The sequence below is a fragment of the Pseudonocardia sp. genome (genome assembly GCF_035305885.1).
Classification (GTDB): domain Bacteria; phylum Actinomycetota; class Actinomycetes; order Mycobacteriales; family Pseudonocardiaceae; genus Pseudonocardia.
In genome coordinates, this window is record NZ_DATGOP010000092.1 from 1 (window position 1) to 20430 (window position 20430).

The following is a 20430-nucleotide window of genomic DNA, read 5'->3' on the forward strand; positions in this document are numbered from 1 at the left end:
CCACGTCGACGCGCTCGTTGAGCTCGCGCATCAGCTCGGTGGTGAGCTTCTCGGCGATGGGGTTGAACACGTCGGCGAGCTGCGGGTGCTGGTCGAGCACCTCCTGGCGGACGGTCATGGCCGCGTTGTAGGGCACGAAGAACTGCTGGTCGTCCTCGAGGAGCACGAGGTCGTTGGCCGCGACGGCGCCGTCGGTGGCGGTCACCTCGCCGAAGTTGCAGTTCTGGCCCGAGGCGATCTCCTGGGGGACCAGGGACAGCTCGAGCTCGGCGATGTGGTCGTCGGGCAGGTCGAAGCCGTAGGCCTGCTCGAGGCCGGGCCAGCCGTCGTCGCGGGTGAGGAACTCGGCGGCGGCGCACATGCGGGCCTGCGACGGGTCGCGGTTCACCAGGGCCGCGTACTCGCTGAGCGTGCGGACGCCCAGCTCGTCGTCGCGGCCGCGCGCGGTGGCGATGGCGTAGGTGTTGTCGACGGGTGCCGGGGCGAGCCAGGCGATGCCGTTCTGCTTGTCCTCGGCGACGACGGCCTCGTAGAGCTCCTGCTCGCCCTTCGGGGCGGACTGGGGCTCGTGGCGCATGTGCGTGGTCCAGGCGGTGCCGGTGTACTCCCAGTACATGTCGATCTCGCCGGCCGTGAGCGCGGTGCGCACGTTGGTGCTGCCGGTGATCGCGATCGGGTCGCCGACCGACGCGCCCGTGGCCTCCAGGGCCTGCGCGGCGATGTGCCCGAGCACGATCTGCTCGGTGAACTCCTTCGACCCCACGCGGAACGACGCGCTGGACAGGTCGATCGCCGACAGCGAGCCCTCGCCGCCACCACCGCCCGATCCGCCGCCGTCACCGCCACCGCCGCACGCCGTGACCGCCAGTACCGCGGCGGCGAGCACGCCCACCAGTCGGATGTGCATGGCCACTCCTTCCCTTACAAACCCTTCGGCCGGAGCACGTCCTCGGCGACGCGACCGACGTAGTCGATGAAGAGGGCGAGCACCGCGGTGAGCACGCTGCCGACGACGGTGACGATCGGCCGGTTCTGCACCAGCCCGGTGATGATGATCGTGCCGAGCCCGCCCGCGTTGGTCAGGGCGGCCAGCGCCGCCGTGCCGACGTTGATGACGAGGGCCGTGCGCAGGCCGGTGAGGACCACCGGGACGGCGAGCGGCAGCTCGATGCGGGCGAGCACGCCCGAGCGGCTCATACCCATCCCGCGCCCGGCCTCGATGACGGACGGATCCACCTGCTGCAGGCCGACGACGGTGTTGCGCAGCACCGGCAGCGCCGAGTAGGCGACCAGCGCGACGACCGCGGGCCAGAACCCGATGCCCCACACGATCGCGAGCAGCACCAGCACGCCGATCGACGGCACGGCCTGGCCGACGTTGAACACGGCGACGGCCGGGGCCACCACGCCTCTGGCGAACGGGCGCGTCAGCAGGATCCCGACGGGGACGGCGAGCACCAGCACGATCGCGGTGGAGACGAACGTGAGCGTGATGTGCTGCAGCGTCGCCGGGATGATGAACTCGAGGGTGAGGCGGCGCTCCTCGATGCTGTCCAGCTCCCGGTTGCTCACGTAGAGCGCGAGCCCGGCCACCACCAGCAGCAGCACCGCCGGCGTGACGGCGTACCCGGCGAGCGACCGGCGATGCGGCCGCTCGACCTCCTCGGCGATCGCGACGGTCATGGCGCCGGGTCCGGTTGCGCCGTGGTCTCGAGCCGGTCACGCGCCGCGCTGCGTTCCCGCGCCCGCATGCCGCGGATGGCCTCGTTGATCGTGTCGATGTCGACGACACCCGCGTAGCGGCCCGCGTCGTCGACCACGACCGCGGTGCTGTAGCGGGCGGTGAGCATCTCGTCGAGCGTGTCCGACAGGGTCGCCTGCGGCGTGACCACCGCGATCGGCAGCCCGACCTCGGAGAGCTTGCGCCCGTTGGCCGCGGCCAGGTGGTCGCTGCTCACCCAGCTGCGGGGGCGGCGTTCTCCGTCGAGCACGAGCAGGCTGGCCTTGTCGCTCGCGAGCAGGGTGCGGCGCGCGTCGGCGCGGTCGGCGTCCTCGGCCACGGTCGGCCACTCCCCCAGCTCGATGTCGCGCACCCGCGACAGCGACAGGCGCTTGAGCGAGGCGCCGCGGCCGATGAAGTCGGCGACGAACTCGTCGGCCGGCTCGACGAGGATGCTCTCCGGGGTGTCGTACTGGGCGACGCGCGAGCCCTCCCGCAGGATCGCGATCCGGTCCCCCATCTTGATCGCCTCGTCGATGTCGTGGGTGACGAAGACGATCGTCTTCTTCATCTCCGCCTGGATGCGCAGGAACTCGTTCTGCAGCCGGTCCCGCGTGATGGGGTCGATCGCGCCGAACGGCTCGTCCATGAGCATCACGTCGGGGTCGGCGGCCAGGGCGCGGGCGACGCCGATGCGCTGGCGCTGCCCGCCGGACAGCTGCTTCGGGTAGCGGTCGCGGTAGGCGGCCGGGTCCATGCCGACCAGCTCGAGCAGCTCGTCCACGCGCGCGGCGATCCGCGCCTTGTCCCACCTCAGCAGGCGCGGGACCGTCGCGATGTTCTCCGCGATCGTCTGGTGCGGGAAGAGCCCGATCTGCTGGATGACGTAGCCGATGCGCCTGCGCAGCCGGTCCGGGTCGACGCGGGTGACGTCCTCGTCGTCGAGGAAGATCCGGCCCGAGGTGGGCTCGATCAGCCGGTTGATCAGCTTCATCGTGGTGGTCTTGCCGCAGCCCGACGGGCCCACGAAGATCACGATCTCGCCCTCGGGGATCTCGAGGGAGAGATCGTCGACCGCGGGCGTCGCCTGCCCGGGGAAGCGCTTCGTGAGGTGCTCGAGGCGGATCTTGGTCCGGGTCATCGGATCCCCCTCGACGTGGTGAGGCGGTTCAGCAGGACGTAGAACAGGTCGAACAGCACGGCGAGCACGACCACGCCGAGCGTGCCGCCGAGCACCAGGTTGAGCGCGTTCGGGCTGGACAGGCGCGACACCCCGGCGAAGATGTCGTTGCCGAGGCCGGGGCCCTGGATGTAGGCGCCGATCGCGGTGATCCCGAGCGTGATGAGGGTGGACACCCGCATTCCGGTGAGGATCACCGGCCAGGCGAGCGGCAGCTCGATGCGCACCAGCCGCTGGGCGCGGCTCATGCCCATGCCCCTGGCCGACTCGACGACGGCCGGGTCCACCTCGCGCAGCCCCACCACCGTGTTGGCGACGATGGGCAGAAGCGAGTACATGACCAGCGCGACGACCACCGACGTCGTGCCGATCCCGAACACGTTGATGAACAGGCCGAACAGCGCCAGCGACGGGATCGTGAGGAACACGGAGGTGGTGGCGATCACCAGCTGCCGCGACCGAGGGCGGTCGTAGGTGGCGATCCCCAGCGCGACACCCACCACGGTGGCGATCAGGACGGCCACGATCGTGACGACCGCGTGCTCGACCGCCAGCTCGAGGAGGTTGTCCCACCTCGTGGCCAGGTAGTCGAGGAAGTTCACGTCACGTCCCTAATCCCGACGCGAAACGTGCTCCTCACGACCACCTCCCGATCGACTCGTCGCGGCCCTCCGGCTCGTCGCAGCGCTCTGGCCGGCGCGGTGCCCTCCAGCACGGCGGCCCTCCAGCACAGTGCCCGCGGCACTCTGGCACGCCGGCGCCCGCGGCACAAATCGAAGCGGGGCCGCGGGGCGCGCCGCCGAGGTGGTGGGGTCGGCGGGCGGACCGGCGATCGGCGTCAGGCGCAGGCCAGATCCACCGTCCCGGTCACCGCGGCCGGGCGCTCGCAGGTGGTCGTGATCTTCACCGCGTCGTGGGTGTCGGCGGCCTGCTGCACGGCCTCCATGATCTCCAGCACGTGCAGGCCGAGCTCGTCGCCGGCCCGGTGCGGGCGGTCCTCGGCGATGGCGAGCGCCATGTCCGCGAGCCCGTAGCCGCGGCCGGAGTCGGTGTAGCCGGCGGTGGCGCCGATGTCGACCCACCCGTCGTCGACCGCGGACGCCGAATACAGCTCCACGGGGCCGGCGAAGTGGTTGGGGTCGGGCACCGACAGCGAGCCGCGCGTGCCGTACACCTCGATCCGGGGCAGCCGGGCGGCCCAGGTGTCGAAGCTCATGATGAGCGTGGACAGCGCGCCGGAGGCGTGCTCGAGGATCCCGGTGATCGTCGTGTCGACCGCGACGTCGAACGACGTGCCCGCCTTCGGGCCGGACCCGATCGTCCGGGTGGCCGACGGCCGGGTGGACGCGCCGACGACCCGGGTGACCGGGCCCAGCAGGTGCACCAGCGACGTCAGGTAGTACGGGCCCATGTCGAGCAGCGGGCCGCCGCCGGGCTGGTAGTAGAACTCCGGATCCGGGTGCCAGCGCTCGTGGCCGGGCGTGGTCATGAACGCCGTGGCCGAGTGCGGCGTGCCGATCCGGCCCGCGTCGATCGCGGCGCGGGCCGTCTGCACGCCGGTGCCGAGCACGGTGTCGGGCGCGCACCCCACCCGCAGACCCGCCGCGGCGGCCGCCTTGACGACCTCGCGGCCCTCCGCCACCGACGTGGCGAGCGGCTTCTCCACGTAGACGTGCTTGCCCGCGGCGAGGGCGGCGAGCGCCACCTCGGCGTGGGTGGCGGGCAGGGTCAGCACGAGCACCGCGTCGACGTCGTCGGCGGCGAGCAGGTCGGGCAGGTCGAGCACGCGGGCGCCGTCGTGCTCCGCGGCGAGCGCGGCGGCCCGGTCCGGCCGCAGGTCGCACACGGCGCTCACCCGCACCTGGGGCAGCCGGGCCAGGCTCGCGGAGTACTGCCCGGAGATGTTGCCGGCGCCGACGACCCCGACCCTCAGCGGGCCGCCCACAGCATCCCCCGCTGGATGATCGTGGTGACGTTCGGGTTGCGGACCACGTCCATGTCGTGGCCCGGCGTGCAGACGAACACCCGGCCCTTGCCCCAGTCCCGGGTCCAGATGGCGGGCGACGTGACCGGCCGGTGCCACGGCTCCCACTCGTTCTTGGCGAGCGTGGTGGTGGCGAGGACGGTGTTGTACTCGTCGGAGAGCACCCAGTACTGCTCGGTGACGAGGTCGAAGTCCGCGATCCCCTCCGTGATCGGGTGGTCGGGGACGGTGATCTCCACCCGGTACGGGATGAAGTAGTCCGACTGCTCCCCCGTGCGCTCCTCGGGCGCCTTGGGCGGGTGGCAGGCGAACTGCCCGCCGACGAGCTGCAGGTAGTCGCTGGAGTTGCGGTAGGAGTCGGCGATGCCGCCGTGCCAGCCGGCGAGCCCGGTGCCGTTCTCGACGGCGCGGCACAGCCCGGCGAGCTCGTCCTTCTCGATCGTGCTCATCGTCATGCACTGCACGATCAGGTCGACGCCGTCCATGTAGTCGGTCTCGGCGTAGACCTTCGGGGAGTCCTCGACCCGGACGGTGAACCCGTTGGCCTCGAGGTGCGGGAGGAAGTAGTCGGTGGCCTCGACGGGCTGGTGGCCCTCCCAGCCTCCGCGCACGACCAACGCATGCCGTTCCGTCACGGTTGTCCTTCCACTCGGTGGAGCCAGCTCACTTGGAGAAGCCTGCGATCATCCCGGCGACCAGCTGCCTGCGTCCGAGCACGTACAGCGCGAGGATCGGCAGCGTCGCGAGCACCACGGAGGCGAGCACGGCCGGCACGTTGATCCCGTACTCGCCCTGGAACGCCCACAGCGCCAGCGGCAGCACCCGCAGCTCCGGGCTCTGGGTGAGCACCAGCGGCAGCAGGAACGCGTTCCACACCTGCAGCCCCTGGTAGATCGACACCGTGACCAGCGCGGGGCGGGTGAGCGGGAACGCCAGCCGCCACATGGTGCCCCACTCGCTCGCCCCGTCCATCCGCATCGACTCGAACAGCTCGTTGGGCACGTCCCGGATGAAGTTGGCCAGGATCAGCACCGAGAGCGGGATCGCGAACGCGATCGAGGGCAGGATCAGCGCGAGCAGGCTGTCGTAGAGGCTCAGCCGGATGATGATCAGGTAGACCGGGATGATCACGGCCTGCAGCGGGAGGGCCAGCCCCATCAGGAAGAGCGTGTTGCTGAACCGCAGGAACCGGCTGCCGCCGCCCCGGACGATCGCGAACGCCGCCATGAACGAGAACAGCACCGCGGGTGCGGTCGCCGAGACGGTCACGATCACCGAGTTCAGGAAGTACCTCAGGAAGTCGGCCTCGAGCACGTCCAGGTAGTTGTCCAGGGTCGGCTCCGCGGGGAGCAGCGGGTTGCTCGAGTAGTAGGCCGACTGCGGCTTGAAGCTGGTGATCACCACCCAGTAGACGGGGATGATCGTGATGAAGAGCCACACGAACCCGGCGAACCCGCCCAGGTAGTTCGGCCGGTCGCTCGTCGTCGGGCGCCGCCGCCGCTGCGACGGGGTGCGCCCGGGGGGCGTGACGGAGACCGCCGAAGGGGCGCCGGCGGCGGCGCTGGTCGGTGCGGCCACGTCAGGCTCCTTCCAGCTGGCTCGCATTGGCGTCCTTGCCACCCAGGCGCTGGATGCCCATCGCGAGCAGCACCGCGACCACGACGATGATCAGCGCGATCACGCTCGCGGGCCCCATCATGTTGCCCCGGAACCCCCGCAGGTACATGTCCAGCGCCAGCACGCGGGTGGCGTCGCTCGGGCCACCGAGGGTGAGGACGAAGATCAGGTCGAACAGCGTCATCGACCCGGCGACGATCATCGTCGACGACGTGATCATCGTGTACTTCAGCTGCGGCAGCGTGATCGAGAAGAACTGCCGCACCCGCCCGGCGCCGTCGATCCGCGCCGCCTCGTACAGCGACGCCGGGATCTGGCGCACCGCGCCCTGGTAGATCAGGGCGTGGAACGGGATGTACTGCCAGGACACGACGAAGACCACCGTCGCGATCGCGAGCACGGGGTCACCCAGCCAGTTCTGCACCAGCAGCGGGATCCCCAGCGAGGCGCCGAGCCCGAAGTTGGGGTCCAGCAGCGCCTTGTAGGTGATCGCGATCGCCGCCGAGCTGAGCAGCAGCGGCGTGAAGTACAGCACCGCGAGCACGCCGCGGTAGCGCTGCTGGCCCGCGGTGAACACCCCGACCAGGATGCTCATCGGGGTCTGCACGAGCCAGGACAGCCCCATGATCAGGAACGTGACGCCCAGCGAGTGGTACAGGCCGGGGTCGGACAGCACCGACACCCAGTTCTCGAACCCGATCGGGACGATCTCGCCGATGCCGTTCCAGCTGGTGAAGCTCAAGAGGAGCACACCGATCAGCGGGATGATCCCGAAGGCGGTGAAGAACACCAGCGCCGGCAGAACGAGCCACGACAGCGACCCGTTCTGCCGAGCGCCAACGGTCGCACTGCTCACGACGTCGGGGCCGCGTTCATGTTGCTGGCGAACTGCTCAGGGGTGATCGACAGCGAGAACAGCTGCTCGATGTTGTTGAGCAGCACCTCGGCCGTCGCGGGCAGCAGCGCCTGGTCCCACGAGTGCACCCAGGTCTTGGCCTGCGTCGCGGTGTCGTAGACGAACTGCTGGAAGGGCGCGTCCGGGCCGGTGAACTTGCTGTCGACGCCCTTGACGATCGGCACGGCGCCGCTCGCGACCCACCCGTCGATGTCGGCTTCGGTCAGGAGCCCGGACTTGAAGTACTCCAGCGCGATCGCCTTCTGCTCCTCGCTCGCCTGCGACGAGAGCGCGAGGAACGACGCCGGGTTCCCGACGCCCGTGCTCGGGTCGCCGGCGCCGCCCTCGATCGCGGGGAACGGGAACCAACCCAGCTTGCCGCTGGGGACGAAGTCGCCGCCCTCCTCCTTCATGGAGCCGTAGGTCCACGCGCCGTGCAGCATCATGGCCGCGCGGCCCTGGTGCAGCAGCGCCTGGTCGGCGTTGGCGTCGGCGGCGATGGACTGGAAACCGTTGACGAAACCGCCCGCCCGCACGAGGTCCTGCGCCTTCTTCAGGCCCTCGAGCGCGGCCGGGTGCGACCAGGCGTTCGACTCGCCCGCCGCGATGGCGTCGAAGACCTCCGGCCCGCCCTGGCGGTCGAACAGGAACTCGAGCCACATCATGTTGGTCCAGCGCGACTGGCCGGCCAGCGAGATCGGGGCGATCCCGGCGTTGTTGAAGACCGGCACGAGCGCCATCAGCTCGTCCCACGTGGTGGGCGGCTGCGCGCCGACCTGCTCGAACAGCTCCTTGTTGTAGAACATGACGATCGGCGAGACCTGCTCGCACGGCACGGCGTAGATCCGCCCGTCGATCGTGGCCGCCGGGAAGGCGGTGTCGAACCGCTTCTCCTTCACCTCGGGGTTCTGCGCGAACCAGTCGGTGAGGTCGTCGACCTGGCCGTTGTTGACGTAGTCGCGCAGGCCGCCGCCACCCCAGGTCCAGATGATCGTGGGAGCCTGGTTCGCCCCGACGGCGGTCCGGATGCGCGTCTTGTAGGCGTCGTTCTCGAAGAACGTGGCCACGAGCTGGCCGTCCGGGTGCGCTTCGTTGAAGGCGTCGACCGACGCCTTGCGCAGGCCCTCCTGCGGCTGGCCGGTGAGGTACCAGATGGTGGCCTCACCGCTGCGCGCCTGGCCGGGCCCCGTGGTGCCGCAGGCCGCGAGCGCACTCGCACCGATCGGTGCGGCCATGGCCATGGCCAGGAACGACCGTCGGGAAAACCGGTTCTGATCCACGTCGATCTCCGTTGCGCCGGGCCGCATCCGTGCGGCCGCTCGATCCGGATCGGGGCCGTCGACGACGGCTCCGAAAACTTTCGAAATACCTCGCGTGAACCGCACCATAATGAGCCCCGCGGGACGCCGTCAAGCGCGCGGTGCCGCAGGTTCTCCACCGAAAATTTTCGATATCGGTTCCCCAAACGGCGCTTCGGCGGTTACCGTGCGAACATCCCGCACCGCGGCCGGAGGAGGCCCCCTGACCGGATCGCATGTGTCTGCCGGCGGGCGGCAGACCGGACGAACCACGCTCGCGCAGATCGCCGCGTCGGCCGGCGTCTCGGTCGCCACGGTGTCCAAGGTCGTCAACGGCCGTCAGGACGTCGCGGCGGAGACGCGCGCCCTCGTGGAGGAGCTCCTGCGACAGCACGCGTACGTGCCACCGTCGGCGCGCAAGTCCGCCGGCGCGGATGCGACCGTCGAGCTGGTCGTCCACGGCGAGTTCGGCGCCTACGCCACGGAGGTGCTCTCCGGCGTCGTGCACGCGGGCACGGAGATGGGCGCCTCGATCGTGATCGACCGGATCGACGACGAGGGCGCGTCCCCGCAGGAGTGGGCGCGGCGGGTCGCGACCAGCGGGCGGGCCGGGGTCGTCGTCCTGACCGGCTCGCTCATCAGCGCCTACATCGACGCGCTGGCGGCCACGGGCCTGCCGCTGGTCGTGCTCGACCCGATGAGCCTCCCGCGCGTCGAGGTCACCAGCGTCGGGTCCACGAACTTCGCGGGCGGCCTCGCCGCCACCCAGCACCTGCTCGGCCTCGGGCACCGGCGGATCGGCTACATCGGCGGGCCGCCCGGCGCCGGCTGCAACCAGGCCCGCCTGCACGGCTACCGCGCCGCGCTGGAGGCCGCCGGGATCGCCGCCGACCCCGACCTGGTGCACAACGAGCACTTCCACTACGAGGTGGGGCTGCGCGCGGGCGCGCACCTGCTCAACCTCCGCGAGCGGCCCACGGCCGTGGTCGGCGGGAGCGACACCATCGCGCTGGGGGTCATCGAGGCCGCCCGCCTGCGCGGGTTGCGGGTCCCGCAGGACCTGTCCGTCACCGGCTTCGACGACACCGAGCTCGCCCGTTTCGCCTCTCCCCCGCTCACCGTGATCCGCCAGCCGCTGCGCGAGATGGGCCGCGTCGCGGTCAAGACCGTGCTGCAGATGGCGGCGGGTGAGACGCTCGACTCCCACCACGTCGAGCTCGCCACCGAGCTCGTCGTCCGCGGCACCACCGCGCCGCCGCCGGGTGCGCCACGCCCGAGTTGACCTCGGGCTCGAGTTGACACCGATCCCCGCCGGTGGGTGGATGTGACGGGGAGCACAGGGCGGTGCAGGGCCGATGCACGAGTTGTCCATCACCCGGAGCGTGGTCGACGCCGTGACCGAGCACGCGGGCGGCTCCGCCGTGCGCTCGCTCACCCTGGAGATCGGCCGCCTGTCCGGCGTCCTGCCCGACGCCGTGCGGTTCTGCTTCGAGCTGTGCGCCGCCGGCACGCCGTGCGAAGGAGCGCAGCTGGTGATCGTCGACACCCCCGGTCGGGCCCGCTGCCGCGACTGCGCCGCCGACGTCGAGCTGCCGGACCAGATCCCGCTCTGCCCGTGCGGGAGCGCGAACCTCGAGATCACCGGCGGGCAGCAACTGAAGATCCGGCAGCTGGAGATCGGAGACTGACATGTGCGCCACCTGCGGCTGCTCCGGCACCACCGCGCCCCACGAACACGGGCACGGCCACACGCGGGTGATCACGCTCGAGCTGGACGTGCTCGCCAAGAACGACCAGCTCGCCGCGTCGAACCGGCGCTTCTTCGCCGAGCACGGGATCGTGGCGCTCAACCTGATGAGCTCGCCGGGCGCGGGCAAGACCACGCTGCTGGAACGCACCATCCGCGACGTCGGCGGCGAGCTCGCGGTGTCGGTCGTCGAGGGCGACCAGGCGAGCGGCCTCGACGCCGAGCGGATCCGGGCCACCGGCTGCGCCGCCGTGCAGATCAACACCGGCAGCGGCTGCCACCTCGACGCCGACATGGTCGCCCGCGGGATCCGCGAGCTGGGGCCACCGGACGGCTCCGTCGTGATGATCGAGAACGTCGGCAACCTCGTCTGCCCCGCGCTGTTCGACCTGGGCGAGCGAGCGAAGGTGGTGATCATGTCGGTGACCGAGGGTGCCGACAAGCCGCTCAAGTACCCGCAGATGTTCCGCGCGGCCGACCTGATGCTGCTCACCAAGGTCGACCTGCTCCCCCACGTCGACTTCGACGCGGGGCGCTGCACCGCGCTGGCCACGCACGTGAACCCGGGTCTCGACGTCCTGCCCGTCTCGGCGACCCGCGGCCAGGGCCTCGCGGCCTGGTACGCCTGGCTGCGCACCCGACGGCCGTGACGACCGTCCGCGCCCGGCTCCGCGTCGAGGGCGTGGTGCAGGGCGTCGGGTTCCGCCCGTTCGCGCACGCGCTCGCCACCCGGTTGGCGCTCGGCGGGCTGGTCGGCAACGATGCGGCCGGGGTGTTCGTCGAGGTGGAGGGCGACCCCGCGGCGGTCGGCGCGTTCCAGGACGCGCTCGCCCGGCAGGCCCCGCCGCTCGCGGTGATCGAGCGGGTCACGGCCGAGCCCCTCGCCCCGATCGGCGAGCGGGTGTTCCGCATCGTCGCGAGCCGGCCGGGGTCCACCCGCACCCTGGTCTCCCCCGACACCGCCACCTGCGCGGCCTGCCTCGCCGAGATCGCCGACCCGGGCGACCGGCGGCATCGGCACCCGTTCGCCAGTTGCACGCACTGCGGCCCGCGGTTCACGATCGTCACCGACGTCCCCTACGACCGGCAGTCCACCACGATGGCCGGCTTCGAGATGTGCGACGACTGCCGGCGCGAGTACACCGACCCCGCCGACCGGCGCTACCACGCCCAGCCCATCTGCTGCCCCGCGTGCGGCCCGCGGCTGCGGCTGCTCGACGCCACCGGCACGCCCGTCGACGGCGACCCGATCGCCGGGGCGGCCGCGCTGCTCGACGCCGGCGCGGTGCTGGCGGTCAAAGGGCTCGGTGGCTACCACGTCGCCGCCGACGCGGCCGACGAGCACGCCGTCGCCACCCTGCGGTCGCGCAAGCACCGGGAGGACAAGCCGTTCGCGGTGCTCGTGCCCGACCTGGGGTGGGCGCGGCGGCTCTGCGTCGTCGACGCCGCCGCGGAAGCGGTGCTGACCGGCCCGCGGCGGCCGATCGTGCTGCTGCCGCGCCGGGCGGACGCCGGGGTCGCGCACGCCGTCGCCCCCGGCAACGCGTCGCTGGGGCTGGTGCTGCCCTACACGCCGCTGCACACCCTGCTCGCCGGGGCGGTCGGGCGCCCGTTCGTGCTGACCAGCGGGAACACCTCCGACGAGCCGATCGCCTACCGCGACGACGACGCAGCCACCCGGCTCGCCGGGATCGTGGACGCGACCCTCACCCACGACCGCCCGATCCACACCCGTACCGACGACTCGGTGGTGCGGTTGTTCCGGGACCGGGAGTACCCGATCCGCCGCTCCCGCGGCTACGTGCCGCACCCGGTGCCGCTGCCCGTCGCGGCGCGCCGCCCGGTGCTCGCCTGCGGGGCGGAGCTGAAGAACACGTTCTGCCTCGCCCGCGACCGGCACGCGTTCGTCTCGCACCACATCGGCGACCTGGAGAACCACGACACCCACCGCAGCTTCACCGAGGGCATCGCCCACTTCCGGCGGCTGTTCGACATCACCCCCGAGGTCGTGGCGCACGACCTGCACCCGGAGTACCTGTCCACGAAGTACGCGCTCGCGCTGGAGGGGGTGGAGCACGTGGGCGTGCAGCACCACCACGCGCACGTCGCGTCCTGCCTCGCCGACAACGGCGAGACCGGGCCGGTGATCGGCGTGGCGCTCGACGGGCTCGGCTTCGGCACCGACACCACGCTGTGGGGCGGGGAGTTCCTGCTCGCCGACCTCACCGACCATCGCCGCCTCGGCCACCTGGAACCGGTGCGGATGCCGGGCGGCGCGGCCGCGGTCCGCGAGCCCTGGCGGATGGCGGCCGCCCACCTCGCGGCGGCGTTCCCCGACGGCCCGCCGGGCGGGCTCGACGTCGTCGGCAGGCACGCCGACCGCTGGGACGCTGTCACCGCCATGGCCCGCACCGGCCTCAACGCGCCGCTCACCTCCAGCGCGGGCCGGCTGTTCGACGCGGTCGCCGCGCTGCTCGGGGTGCGGGACATCACCACCTACGAGGGACAGGCGGCGATCGAGCTGGAGCAGCGCGCGGACCCGGCGCACACCGGCAGCTACCCGGTGCGGATCAGCGACGGGGCGCCGTTCCGGGTGCAGGGCGCCGACCTCGTCCGCGCCGTCGTCGCCGACGCGCTCGCGGGCGTGCCCGTCCCGGCGGTGGCCGCGCGGTTCCACCGCGGGCTCGCCGCGACCGTGGTGGCCGGCTGCGAGCGGGCGCGTGCGGCCACGGGCGAGACGACCGTCGCGCTCTCCGGTGGGGTGTGGCAGAACGTGCTGCTGCTAGCCACCGCGGTGGCCGGCCTGGAGGGCGCCGGGTTCCGGGTGCTGACGCACTCGCGGGTGCCCACCAACGACGGCGGCATCAGCCTGGGCCAGGCGGCCGTGGCGGCCGCCCGGATGCGGTGAAGCGGCCCCACCGGATCCGACGAACGGCGCGTTCGTCGGAGGTTCGACGAACGCGCCGTTCGTCGGTGCGGGTCAGCGCCTCAGCCGCCCTGGTCGCCGGGTTCGCCCGCGACCGGGCTGTCCGTTCCGCCTTCCTGCTCGGAGATCCCGCTCTCGTCGGGTTGGCGGCCGTGCGGGCGTCGGGCCGGGCCCGTGCGGCCCTCCTCGCCCGTGTCCTGCCCGGCGAGCGACTCGCCGGCGCGGGTGATGTGCTCGCCGACGCCCAGCGCGGGCTCGGGTTCGGTGTCGGTGTCGCCGACGCCGCCGCGCTCCTCCTCGGAGACCTCCCGGCCGGGGCCGGGAGGGCCCGCGTCGCCTCCGCCCGACGAGCGGCTGACCGGGTCCTCCTGCGGCGTGCCCGGTGTGCTCATGGCGCGTCCTTTCGGCTAGCAGATGCGCGGCAGCGGGTCGCCGATCAGCATGTCGACGATCCGGGTGCCGCCGAACTCGGTGCGCAGCAGCACCAGCGCCGGCGGGTCCGCGGCGACCGTCCCGACCACCGACGCGCCCGCGCCGAGCGGGTGGGAGCGCAGCGCGTCCAGCGCCGCGGGGGCCTGCGCCCCGTCGACCACCACGACCATCCGGCCCTCGCAGGCCACGTAGAGCGGGTCGATGCCGAGGATCTCCGAGGCGCCGCGCACCTCGGCGCGCATCGGCACGGCCGCCTCGTCCACCACGACCGCGACATCGGACGCGGCCGCCACCTCGTTGAGGATCGTCGCCACGCCGCCGCGGGTGGCGTCGCGCAGGCACCGCACGCCGCGCGGGACGGCGTCGAGCAGGGCGTCGACCAGGCCGGCGAGCGGGGCGGTGTCGGAGGCGATGTCCGATGAGATCTCCAGCTCGCCCCTGGCCAGCATGATCGTGACGCCGTGGTCGCCGATCGGCCCGGAGACCAGCACGGCGTCCCCCGGGCGGGCCCGGTCGGCCCCGAGCTCGACGTCGCGCTCGAGCACCCCGACCCCGGCGGTGGTGATGTAGCAGCCGTCGGCCTTGCCGCGCTGCACCACCTTCGTGTCACCGGTGACGACCGTGACGTTCGCGGCCGCGGCGGCGGCCGCCATCGAGGCGACGATCCGCTGCAGGTCGGCCACCGGGAAGCCCTCCTCGAGGATGAACCCGGCCGACAGGTGTAGCGGACTCGCCCCGGATACCGCGAGGTCGTTCACGGTGCCGTTCACGGCGAGCTCGCCGATGTCGCCCCCGGGGAAGAACAGCGGCGACACCACGTACGAGTCGGTGGTGAACGCGAACCGCCCGCCCGCGGCGGGGAACACGGCCTGGTCCTCCAGCCGCTCCAGCTGCGGGTTGCGGAAGGCGTCGAGGAAGAGCGCCTCGACGAGGGTGTGCGTCGCCTTGCCGCCCGCGCCGTGCGCCATCGTGATCCGCTCCTCCCGCACGCGCGGCCTGCGCCGCCGCGCCCGGTCGATGCGGTCGAGCACCTGCTGTTCGTCGGTGGTCATCTCGGTCATCTCCGCCCGATCGACGGGGTCGGCAGCGCCGTCGCGTGCCGCACGCGTTCGCGGCTGAACCGGCCGAAGTTGTAGTAGGCGGCGCACGCACCCTCCGACGACACCATGCAGGTGCCGATCGGCGTCTCCGGCGTGCAGGCGGTGCCGAAGACCTTGCACTCCCAGGGCTTGAGCACCCCCTTGAGCACCTCGCCGCACTGGCACGCCTTCGGGTCCGCGACGCGCACCCCGGGCACGTCGAAGATCAGCTCGGCGTCGAAGGCCCGGTAGGCGTCGCGCAGCTGGAGGGCCGAGTGCGAGATGAAGCCCAGCCCGCGCCACTCGAAGTAGGGCCGCAGCTGCATGGTCTCGGCGATCGCCCGCAGCGCCCGCGGGTTGCCGTCCCAGGGCACGACCCTGCTGTACTGGTTCTCCACCTCGCAGCGGCCCTCGGCGAGCTGGCGCAGCAGCATGTGCACCGACTGCAGGATGTCCAGCGGCTCGAACCCGGAGCACACGAGCGGTTTGCCGTGGTCGCGGGGGATGAACTCGTACGGACGGCACCCGATCACCGTGGAGACGTGGCCGGGGCCGACGAACCCGTCGAGGCGCAGGTCGGGCGAGTCGAGGATGGCCTTGATCGCCGGGATGATCGTGACGTGGTTGCAGAAGACCGCGAAGTTGTCGATGCCCTCGCGGGCCGCGCGCAGCAGCGTCATCGCGGTCGACGGGGCCGTGGTCTCGAACCCGATCCCCATGAACACGACCCGCTTGTCCGGGTTCTGCCGGGCGATCTTGAGCGAGTCCAGCGGCGAGTACACCATCCGGATGTCGGCGCCCGCGGCGTTCGACTCGAGGAAGGTGCCGCGCGAGCCCGGCACCCGCATCATGTCGCTGAAGGTGGTCATGATGACGTCCGGCTGCTCGGCGATGGCGATCGCGTCGTCCACCCGGCCCATGGGGATCACGCACACCGGGCAGCCCGGGCCGTGCACGAGTGTCACGGTGTCGGGGAGGTGGTCCTCGAGGCCGTGCTTGTAGATCGTGTGGGTGTGGCCGCCGCACACCTCCATGAACTTGTACTCGCGGCCGGGTTCGCCCGGTATCGATCGACACAGCTCGGCGATCCGCGAGGCGAGCGCGCGGGCGGTTCCGGCGTCGCGGAACTCGTCGACGAAACGCATGCCCGGTCCTCCTACTCGATCCGCGACTCGAGCAGCGCCGCCATCTCGTCGGCGTAGGCCTGCCCGATCCCCTCGAGGAACTCCATGGCCGCCTTCGCCTCGGCCTCGTCGATCTTGGACATGGCGAACCCGACGTGGATCAGGACCCAGTCGCCGGGGCCGACCTCGCCCTCGTCGAGCAGGCCGATGTTGATCGCCCGCTTGACGCCGCTCACGTCCACCATCGCCAGGTCGGGCCGGTCCACGCCGACCTCGACCACCTCACCCGGGATGCCCAGGCACATGTCCGCTCACCTCACATCTGCCGCATCCGGCGGTAGCGCTTGATGTCCGGCAGGGACTTGGCCACCGCCAGCGCGACGGCACCTGCCAGGGCCAGCGCGATCAGCTTGCGCATCGGTCCACCTCCCCTCGGGCCGCGATCAGCGCGCGCAGTTCGGCGAGCGCGACGTCCACGGCGGCCTCGACCGGTGGGGACAGCCCCATCCGCTCGTCGACGACGGCCGGTTCGCAGCCGAGCACGAGCACCCGCCCCGGGCTACCGCCGAGGGTGGCGAGCAGCGCCAGCACCGCGTCCGGGGTCATCGCGTGCGCGTCGAGGACGCCGCCCGCTCCCACCAGCTCGTCGGGGGTTGCCAGGTCCGGCAGGTCGTCCGGGCTGACCTCGAGAAGGTGCAGCTCGCCGGGGGCGCCGCCGCGGGAGCCCGCGTCGACGAGCACGACGGTGTCGTAGCCGTCGAGCAGCTCGTAGGCGAGATGCAGGCCGCGGATGCCGAAGTCGCCCACCCGCACGCCCTCCGGCTGCGGTTCCGCGGCGAGCCGCCGCACGACCTCGACGCCGAACCCGTCGTCGCCGAGGAAGACGTTGCCCAGCCCCGCCACGAGCATGCCGGTCACGGCGCCACCTCCAGCGGCTCGACCTCGTCCGGCGCGAAGTACAGGTAGCGGCCGTGCGCGGCCATGAGCTCGGCGGCCTCCGGGTCGTCGTCGGGGGTGACCGCGAGGTGCCACTCGTCGTCGACGGTGCGCAGCACCGCGGCGACCGTTGCGGTGCGGCCGGCGAGGAACAGGTCCTGCGCATCGGTGCGACAGCGGTGTCGGTCCCGCCGGGGGCGCAGCACCACGCGGCTGCCGCGGGCGACGGCGACGCCGTCGACGGTGACCGCGTCGGTCTCCGGTGACACCGTGGGGTCGGCGCCGGGGTCCCACCACGGCCGTGGCTCGTCCGGTGCGCCGCCGCGCAGGTAGCGGATCGCGCCGTGCAGCCGGTCGAGGACCTCCTGCGGCATGGCGTCGACCCGGTCGACGATCGCCGCTGCGCGCGGGTCGGTGGCCCTGGCCTCCCGCTTCTCGGCGTCGGTGAGCGCCATGGTGCGCAGGGCGAGGATCTCGTCGATCTCCAGGCCGTCGTGCAGGTCGCCCGGGCTCTCCGGGGCGATCTCCGGCTGGTCGTAGAGGATGATCGGGGAGGCGAGCACCAGCGCGTCCCCGCCGACGAGCACCGGCCACACCCCGGTGTTCTCGCAGACCGCCGCGATCGGCCGCGCCCACTCCGGCGGCTCCAGCAGCGAGAGGAACGACCCGCCGGCCACGGCGAGCAGGGTGTGCGCGGCCACGAGCGCGTGCCGCAGCGCCTCCTGCCGGGACGCGACGGGCGGCGTGGCGGTGTTCTCGACGCGGGCACGCACCCGCACGACGTACGGGCCGGCGAGGACCTGCGCGGACAGCCGCAGCACCCCCTCCAGGGGCCACCGCTCGCGCACGATCCGCCCGACGGTCGCGCCTGCGGCGTCGCGGACCGGTTCCTCGTAGCGCTCGGCCGGGGCGCGGATGGGCACCTCGTGCTCGCCCGCGAGCAGGTCGGCCGCGTCGACGGTGGCGTCGACCTCGACCGGCACGGCCTCGTCCCAGCCGACGAGCCGCTCGCCGTCGACCACCAGCTCGGGCACGTCGACGAACGCGTCACCGTCGGCGCGCTGCACGGTGCGGGCCTGCACGTGCAGGAACCGCACGCGCACGTGCAGCACGGCCCCGTCGCGGGGTTCGAGCAGCACCTCCGCCTGGTGCGCGGTCGGCTCCCCGCCGTCGGTGAAACTCGGGGGAACGAGCACCCCGAACTGCCAGCGCAGCTGGTTCTTCGTCGCCGACGCCCGGTACGGGTAGAGCACGTAGCCCTCGAACAGCACGGCGTCGGCGACGCGCAGCGCAGGGTCGAACCGGCTCATGCGTCCCCCTCCCCCGCCTGCTCGAGCAGCACCGCGAAGGCGTCCTCCCACGTCGGCAGCGCCCTGCGGGCCTTGAACCGCGCCACCGCGTCGAGGGTGTCGCGGCGCAGCCGGATCCAGCCCTCGCCCGGGAAGAACCGGTCCATCAGCTCCCGCCAGACGCCCACCGGGACGCGCAGGCGCGACTCGAGGCTCCACGGGACCTGCTGCACCTCGAACCGGCCGTCGTCGGTGCGCCGGAAGATCGTGCCGCTGAACAGCACGAGCATCGGGATCTCGCCGCCCGAGAGGGCGTGGACGTACTTCGCCGCGCCGACCTCGAAGTCGTAGGTGCACGGCACCGGGACGTCGATCTCGGTGGCCCCCGTGAAGCTCGGCACGACCACCCCGACCGCCGCGAACTGCATCGGCTTCAGGCTCTCGCCCCACTGCGGGGTCTCCCCGAACAGCTCCAGCAGCCGCTCGGCCTCCCCGGCGGCGTAGCGGCGGCGGGCGGGCTCGATCCGGATCTGGCAGCGCAGCGCGATCGCGTGCACGCGCACCCCGGTGGACTCGGTGATCCGCAGCCGGAACAGCAGCGTCGGCGCCGCCGCGTACCGGTCGGCGCGGGCGTCGACGCACGTGATCGCGAGGTCGCTCATCCGATCGCCGCCCGTTCCCGCAGCGCGGCGAAGAACCCCGTGATCTCCGCGCGGGCCGCGTCGCCACCGTCGAATCCCGTCCACGTCATCCGCACCCGCGCAACCAGCTCGTAGCAGGCGGTGATCGGCACGACATAGGCCTCGAACGCGGCCTCGAACGCGGCCTCGAACGCAACCTCCGACCCGGCCTCGGTGCGCTGCACGAGCACCGCCTCGACGTCGGGTTCCGCCTGGTCGAACACCGGGTTGGCGGCGACGACCTCCGCCCAGGCGTCCAACGCCAGCAGCGACTGCGTCGCCCCGGCCGGGCTCGGGTAGAACGCGCTCCACTCCCGGGTCTCGCCGCTGCGGAACAGGAACGCGATGCGCACCGGGATCTGCACCGCGTCCCACTGCGCCGGGGTGAGCCGCGGCCGCGGCACGTGCGCGAACCGCTCGGGCACCGCGACCAGGCGCCCGCGCCGGGTGAACAGCAGCCAGCAGGGGCGGCAGGCGCAGCGGATCGTGCGCTCCTCGACGTCGGCGACGTGCGGGTGTCCCGGGCGGGCCACGGTGCCCTCCGGGCCGCACGGCTGCCCGCACAGCTCGCACCGCTCGGCGGCGACCTCCCGCCGGGTCGCCGCCGACCGGGCGAAGCGCCGCAGCCCGCTGGTCACGGCACCGTCCTGGGCACGGCGACCCGCACCTTCGTCCCGTCCGCGTCGGCGTCACCGAGCAGCGGGAGCGGGTCCAGGTGGAGCCCGTCCTCGCTCCCCCGGCCGGCGAGCCGGACGTCGTAGCGCGCGCCGCAGCCCGCGCAGCCGATGCGGCCGCCCACCACGCCCGCGCCTGCGAGGCGGGACTCGCAGCGCGGACACCGGTCGAGGTAGGCGTACAGGCGCCCGTCGAGCCGGCACACGGCGACCGCGGTGCCGTCCAGCTCGATCCCGGTCGAGGCGCCCTCGGCGAGGGCGAGCGGAGGCAGCGGGGTCCACTCGGCGTCCGCACGCGGGGGTGGGGGCGCGAGGGCGAGCAGCTGCGCCCCACCGCGGGCGGCCGGGGCGACGCCCTCCACCTCGACCTCCTCGACCTCCGGCGCCGCCTCGGCGATCGCCGTCTCGATCGCGGTCCGGACCGTCACCAGCGACGACGGGCAGCCGTCGCAGCTGCCCCGCAGCCGCAACCGGACCACGCCGCCGGAGAGCCCGAGGTACTCGACGCCGCCCGCGTGCGAGCCCAGGTACGGGCGCACCTGGTCGAGGGCGGCGCGCACCCGCGTCTCGGTGTCGTCGGGGTGCACGTCGTGCAGCACGAGCAGGCTCGCGACGAGGTCGTCGGCGGCGAGCTCGCGCAGCAGCGCCTCGCCGCCGGGCCGTCCGGCGAGGACGGCCGCGATGCGCTGCAGGCCCTCCCCGTACAGCTGCACCAGCAGCGCCACCAGCTCCTCGGCCGTGTCGGCGACCCGGGGCGACGCCGCGGACCGGAGCTCGTCGAGGAGCCGCTCGATGCGGGCCCCGGTCTCCCGGGCCGCACCGGCCTCGGTGGTTCCCGCGCCGAGCACC

Annotated in this window: 23 protein-coding genes; 4 read left to right on the forward strand and 19 right to left on the reverse strand. The window is 72.8% G+C overall.

What is annotated here, in order from left to right:
- The 9 genes from VKZ81_RS19875 to VKZ81_RS19915 all read right to left on the reverse strand — a co-directional run.
- On the reverse strand, positions 1–907 hold a 907-nt coding region (locus VKZ81_RS19875; RefSeq protein ID WP_324243114.1), incomplete at its 3' end, for a glycine betaine ABC transporter substrate-binding protein.
- 14 nt (positions 908–921) lie between these two features.
- Positions 922–1683, reverse strand: a complete 762-nt coding sequence (locus VKZ81_RS19880; RefSeq protein WP_324243115.1) for an ABC transporter permease — start codon at positions 1681–1683, stop codon at positions 922–924.
- Entirely contained in the window at positions 1680–2861 is a 1182-nt protein-coding gene (locus VKZ81_RS19885; RefSeq protein WP_324243116.1) for an ABC transporter ATP-binding protein, read from the reverse strand. Before VKZ81_RS19885 ends, VKZ81_RS19880 begins: the two co-directional genes overlap by 4 nt.
- Positions 2858–3502 carry an ABC transporter permease gene (locus VKZ81_RS19890; protein ID WP_324243117.1) on the reverse strand — a complete coding sequence of 215 codons (645 nt, stop codon included), beginning with the start codon at positions 3500–3502 and terminating at the stop codon, positions 2858–2860. Before VKZ81_RS19890 ends, VKZ81_RS19885 begins: the two co-directional genes overlap by 4 nt.
- A gap of 236 nt (positions 3503–3738) precedes the next feature.
- Complete coding sequence (locus tag VKZ81_RS19895) at positions 3739–4845, reverse strand: Gfo/Idh/MocA family protein (RefSeq protein WP_324243118.1); 1107 nt, start codon at positions 4843–4845, stop codon at positions 3739–3741.
- Positions 4830–5519: a ThuA domain-containing protein gene (locus VKZ81_RS19900; protein WP_324243119.1), complete on the reverse strand. Its 690-nt coding sequence runs from the start codon at positions 5517–5519 to the stop codon at positions 4830–4832. Before VKZ81_RS19900 ends, VKZ81_RS19895 begins: the two co-directional genes overlap by 16 nt.
- Before the next feature lie 28 nt (positions 5520–5547).
- Positions 5548–6345 carry a carbohydrate ABC transporter permease gene (locus VKZ81_RS19905; RefSeq protein WP_324243173.1) on the reverse strand — a complete coding sequence of 266 codons (798 nt, stop codon included), beginning with the start codon at positions 6343–6345 and terminating at the stop codon, positions 5548–5550.
- A gap of 118 nt (positions 6346–6463) precedes the next feature.
- Positions 6464–7357: a carbohydrate ABC transporter permease gene (locus VKZ81_RS19910; protein WP_324243120.1), complete on the reverse strand. Its 894-nt coding sequence runs from the start codon at positions 7355–7357 to the stop codon at positions 6464–6466.
- Positions 7354–8676: an extracellular solute-binding protein gene (locus VKZ81_RS19915; protein WP_324243121.1), complete on the reverse strand. Its 1323-nt coding sequence runs from the start codon at positions 8674–8676 to the stop codon at positions 7354–7356. The genes VKZ81_RS19910 and VKZ81_RS19915 overlap by 4 nt, the downstream gene beginning before the upstream one ends.
- A gap of 256 nt (positions 8677–8932) precedes the next feature.
- Here VKZ81_RS19915 and VKZ81_RS19920 point away from each other — a divergent pair, with 256 nt between their 5' ends.
- The 4 genes from VKZ81_RS19920 (at position 8933) to hypF (ending at position 13349) form a co-directional block, all read left to right on the forward strand.
- Positions 8933–9976 carry a LacI family DNA-binding transcriptional regulator gene (locus VKZ81_RS19920; protein ID WP_324243122.1) on the forward strand — a complete coding sequence of 348 codons (1044 nt, stop codon included), beginning with the start codon at positions 8933–8935 and terminating at the stop codon, positions 9974–9976.
- Positions 9977–10049: 73 nt separating this feature from the next.
- Entirely contained in the window at positions 10050–10382 is a 333-nt protein-coding gene (locus VKZ81_RS19925) for a hydrogenase maturation nickel metallochaperone HypA/HybF (RefSeq protein WP_324243123.1), read from the forward strand.
- Position 10383: 1 nt separating this feature from the next.
- Positions 10384–11091 (forward strand): hydrogenase nickel incorporation protein HypB, encoded by a 708-nt coding sequence (gene hypB / locus VKZ81_RS19930; protein WP_324243124.1) that lies wholly within the window; start codon positions 10384–10386, stop codon positions 11089–11091.
- Complete coding sequence (gene hypF / locus VKZ81_RS19935; RefSeq protein WP_324243125.1) at positions 11088–13349, forward strand: carbamoyltransferase HypF; 2262 nt, start codon at positions 11088–11090, stop codon at positions 13347–13349. The genes hypB and hypF overlap by 4 nt, the downstream gene beginning before the upstream one ends.
- Positions 13350–13429: 80 nt before the next feature.
- Here hypF and VKZ81_RS19940 read toward each other — a convergent pair whose 3' ends face one another.
- From VKZ81_RS19940 to VKZ81_RS19980, 10 genes are read right to left on the reverse strand one after another with little or no spacing between them, the layout of a single operon-like run.
- Positions 13430–13759 carry a hypothetical protein gene (locus VKZ81_RS19940; RefSeq protein ID WP_324243126.1) on the reverse strand — a complete coding sequence of 110 codons (330 nt, stop codon included), beginning with the start codon at positions 13757–13759 and terminating at the stop codon, positions 13430–13432.
- 15 nt (positions 13760–13774) lie between these two features.
- Positions 13775–14851: a hydrogenase expression/formation protein HypE gene (gene hypE, locus VKZ81_RS19945; RefSeq protein ID WP_324243127.1), complete on the reverse strand. Its 1077-nt coding sequence runs from the start codon at positions 14849–14851 to the stop codon at positions 13775–13777.
- Between the two features lie 5 nt (positions 14852–14856).
- Positions 14857–16023 (reverse strand): hydrogenase formation protein HypD, encoded by a 1167-nt coding sequence (gene hypD / locus VKZ81_RS19950; protein WP_324243128.1) that lies wholly within the window; start codon positions 16021–16023, stop codon positions 14857–14859.
- A gap of 11 nt (positions 16024–16034) precedes the next feature.
- Positions 16035–16307 (reverse strand): HypC/HybG/HupF family hydrogenase formation chaperone, encoded by a 273-nt coding sequence (locus tag VKZ81_RS19955; RefSeq protein ID WP_324243129.1) that lies wholly within the window; start codon positions 16305–16307, stop codon positions 16035–16037.
- A gap of 11 nt (positions 16308–16318) precedes the next feature.
- The gene (locus VKZ81_RS35170; protein ID WP_414709424.1) at positions 16319–16420 is read right to left on the reverse strand and encodes a DUF6893 family small protein; all 102 of its coding nucleotides are present in this window, start codon (positions 16418–16420) and stop codon (positions 16319–16321) included.
- Positions 16408–16911, reverse strand: coding sequence for a hydrogenase maturation protease (locus tag VKZ81_RS19960; RefSeq protein WP_324243174.1), 504 nt, complete (start codon positions 16909–16911; stop codon positions 16408–16410). The genes VKZ81_RS35170 and VKZ81_RS19960 overlap by 13 nt, the downstream gene beginning before the upstream one ends.
- 5 nt (positions 16912–16916) lie before the next feature.
- On the reverse strand, positions 16917–18248 hold the full coding sequence (locus VKZ81_RS19965) for a hypothetical protein (RefSeq protein ID WP_324243130.1): 1332 nt from the start codon (positions 18246–18248) through the stop codon (positions 16917–16919).
- Complete coding sequence (locus VKZ81_RS19970; RefSeq protein ID WP_324243131.1) at positions 18245–18889, reverse strand: DUF6084 family protein; 645 nt, start codon at positions 18887–18889, stop codon at positions 18245–18247. Before VKZ81_RS19970 ends, VKZ81_RS19965 begins: the two co-directional genes overlap by 4 nt.
- On the reverse strand, positions 18886–19545 hold the full coding sequence (locus tag VKZ81_RS19975) for a DUF5947 family protein (RefSeq protein ID WP_324243132.1): 660 nt from the start codon (positions 19543–19545) through the stop codon (positions 18886–18888). Before VKZ81_RS19975 ends, VKZ81_RS19970 begins: the two co-directional genes overlap by 4 nt.
- Positions 19542–20429: a NifU family protein gene (locus tag VKZ81_RS19980; RefSeq protein WP_324243133.1), complete on the reverse strand. Its 888-nt coding sequence runs from the start codon at positions 20427–20429 to the stop codon at positions 19542–19544. Before VKZ81_RS19980 ends, VKZ81_RS19975 begins: the two co-directional genes overlap by 4 nt.
- Position 20430: the final 1 nt, after the last annotated feature.

Coding starts and splice junctions, on each gene's coding strand:
- VKZ81_RS19925 (WP_324243123.1), top strand. CDS start 10,050: ATGCACGAGTTGTCCATCACCCGGAGCGTGGTCGACGCCGTGACCGAG.
- VKZ81_RS19960 (WP_324243174.1), bottom strand. CDS start 16,911: ATGCTCGTGGCGGGGCTGGGCAACGTCTTCCTCGGCGACGACGGGTTC.
- hypE (WP_324243127.1), bottom strand. CDS start 14,851: ATGACCACCGACGAACAGCAGGTGCTCGACCGCATCGACCGGGCGCGG.
- hypD (WP_324243128.1), bottom strand. CDS start 16,023: ATGCGTTTCGTCGACGAGTTCCGCGACGCCGGAACCGCCCGCGCGCTC.
- VKZ81_RS19955 (WP_324243129.1), bottom strand. CDS start 16,307: ATGTGCCTGGGCATCCCGGGTGAGGTGGTCGAGGTCGGCGTGGACCGG.
- VKZ81_RS19970 (WP_324243131.1), bottom strand. CDS start 18,889: ATGAGCGACCTCGCGATCACGTGCGTCGACGCCCGCGCCGACCGGTAC.
- VKZ81_RS19940 (WP_324243126.1), bottom strand. CDS start 13,759: ATGAGCACACCGGGCACGCCGCAGGAGGACCCGGTCAGCCGCTCGTCG.
- VKZ81_RS19965 (WP_324243130.1), bottom strand. CDS start 18,248: ATGAGCCGGTTCGACCCTGCGCTGCGCGTCGCCGACGCCGTGCTGTTC.
- VKZ81_RS35170 (WP_414709424.1), bottom strand. CDS start 16,420: ATGCGCAAGCTGATCGCGCTGGCCCTGGCAGGTGCCGTCGCGCTGGCG.
- hypB (WP_324243124.1), top strand. CDS start 10,384: ATGTGCGCCACCTGCGGCTGCTCCGGCACCACCGCGCCCCACGAACAC.
- VKZ81_RS19880 (WP_324243115.1), bottom strand. CDS start 1,683: ATGACCGTCGCGATCGCCGAGGAGGTCGAGCGGCCGCATCGCCGGTCG.
- VKZ81_RS19885 (WP_324243116.1), bottom strand. CDS start 2,861: ATGACCCGGACCAAGATCCGCCTCGAGCACCTCACGAAGCGCTTCCCC.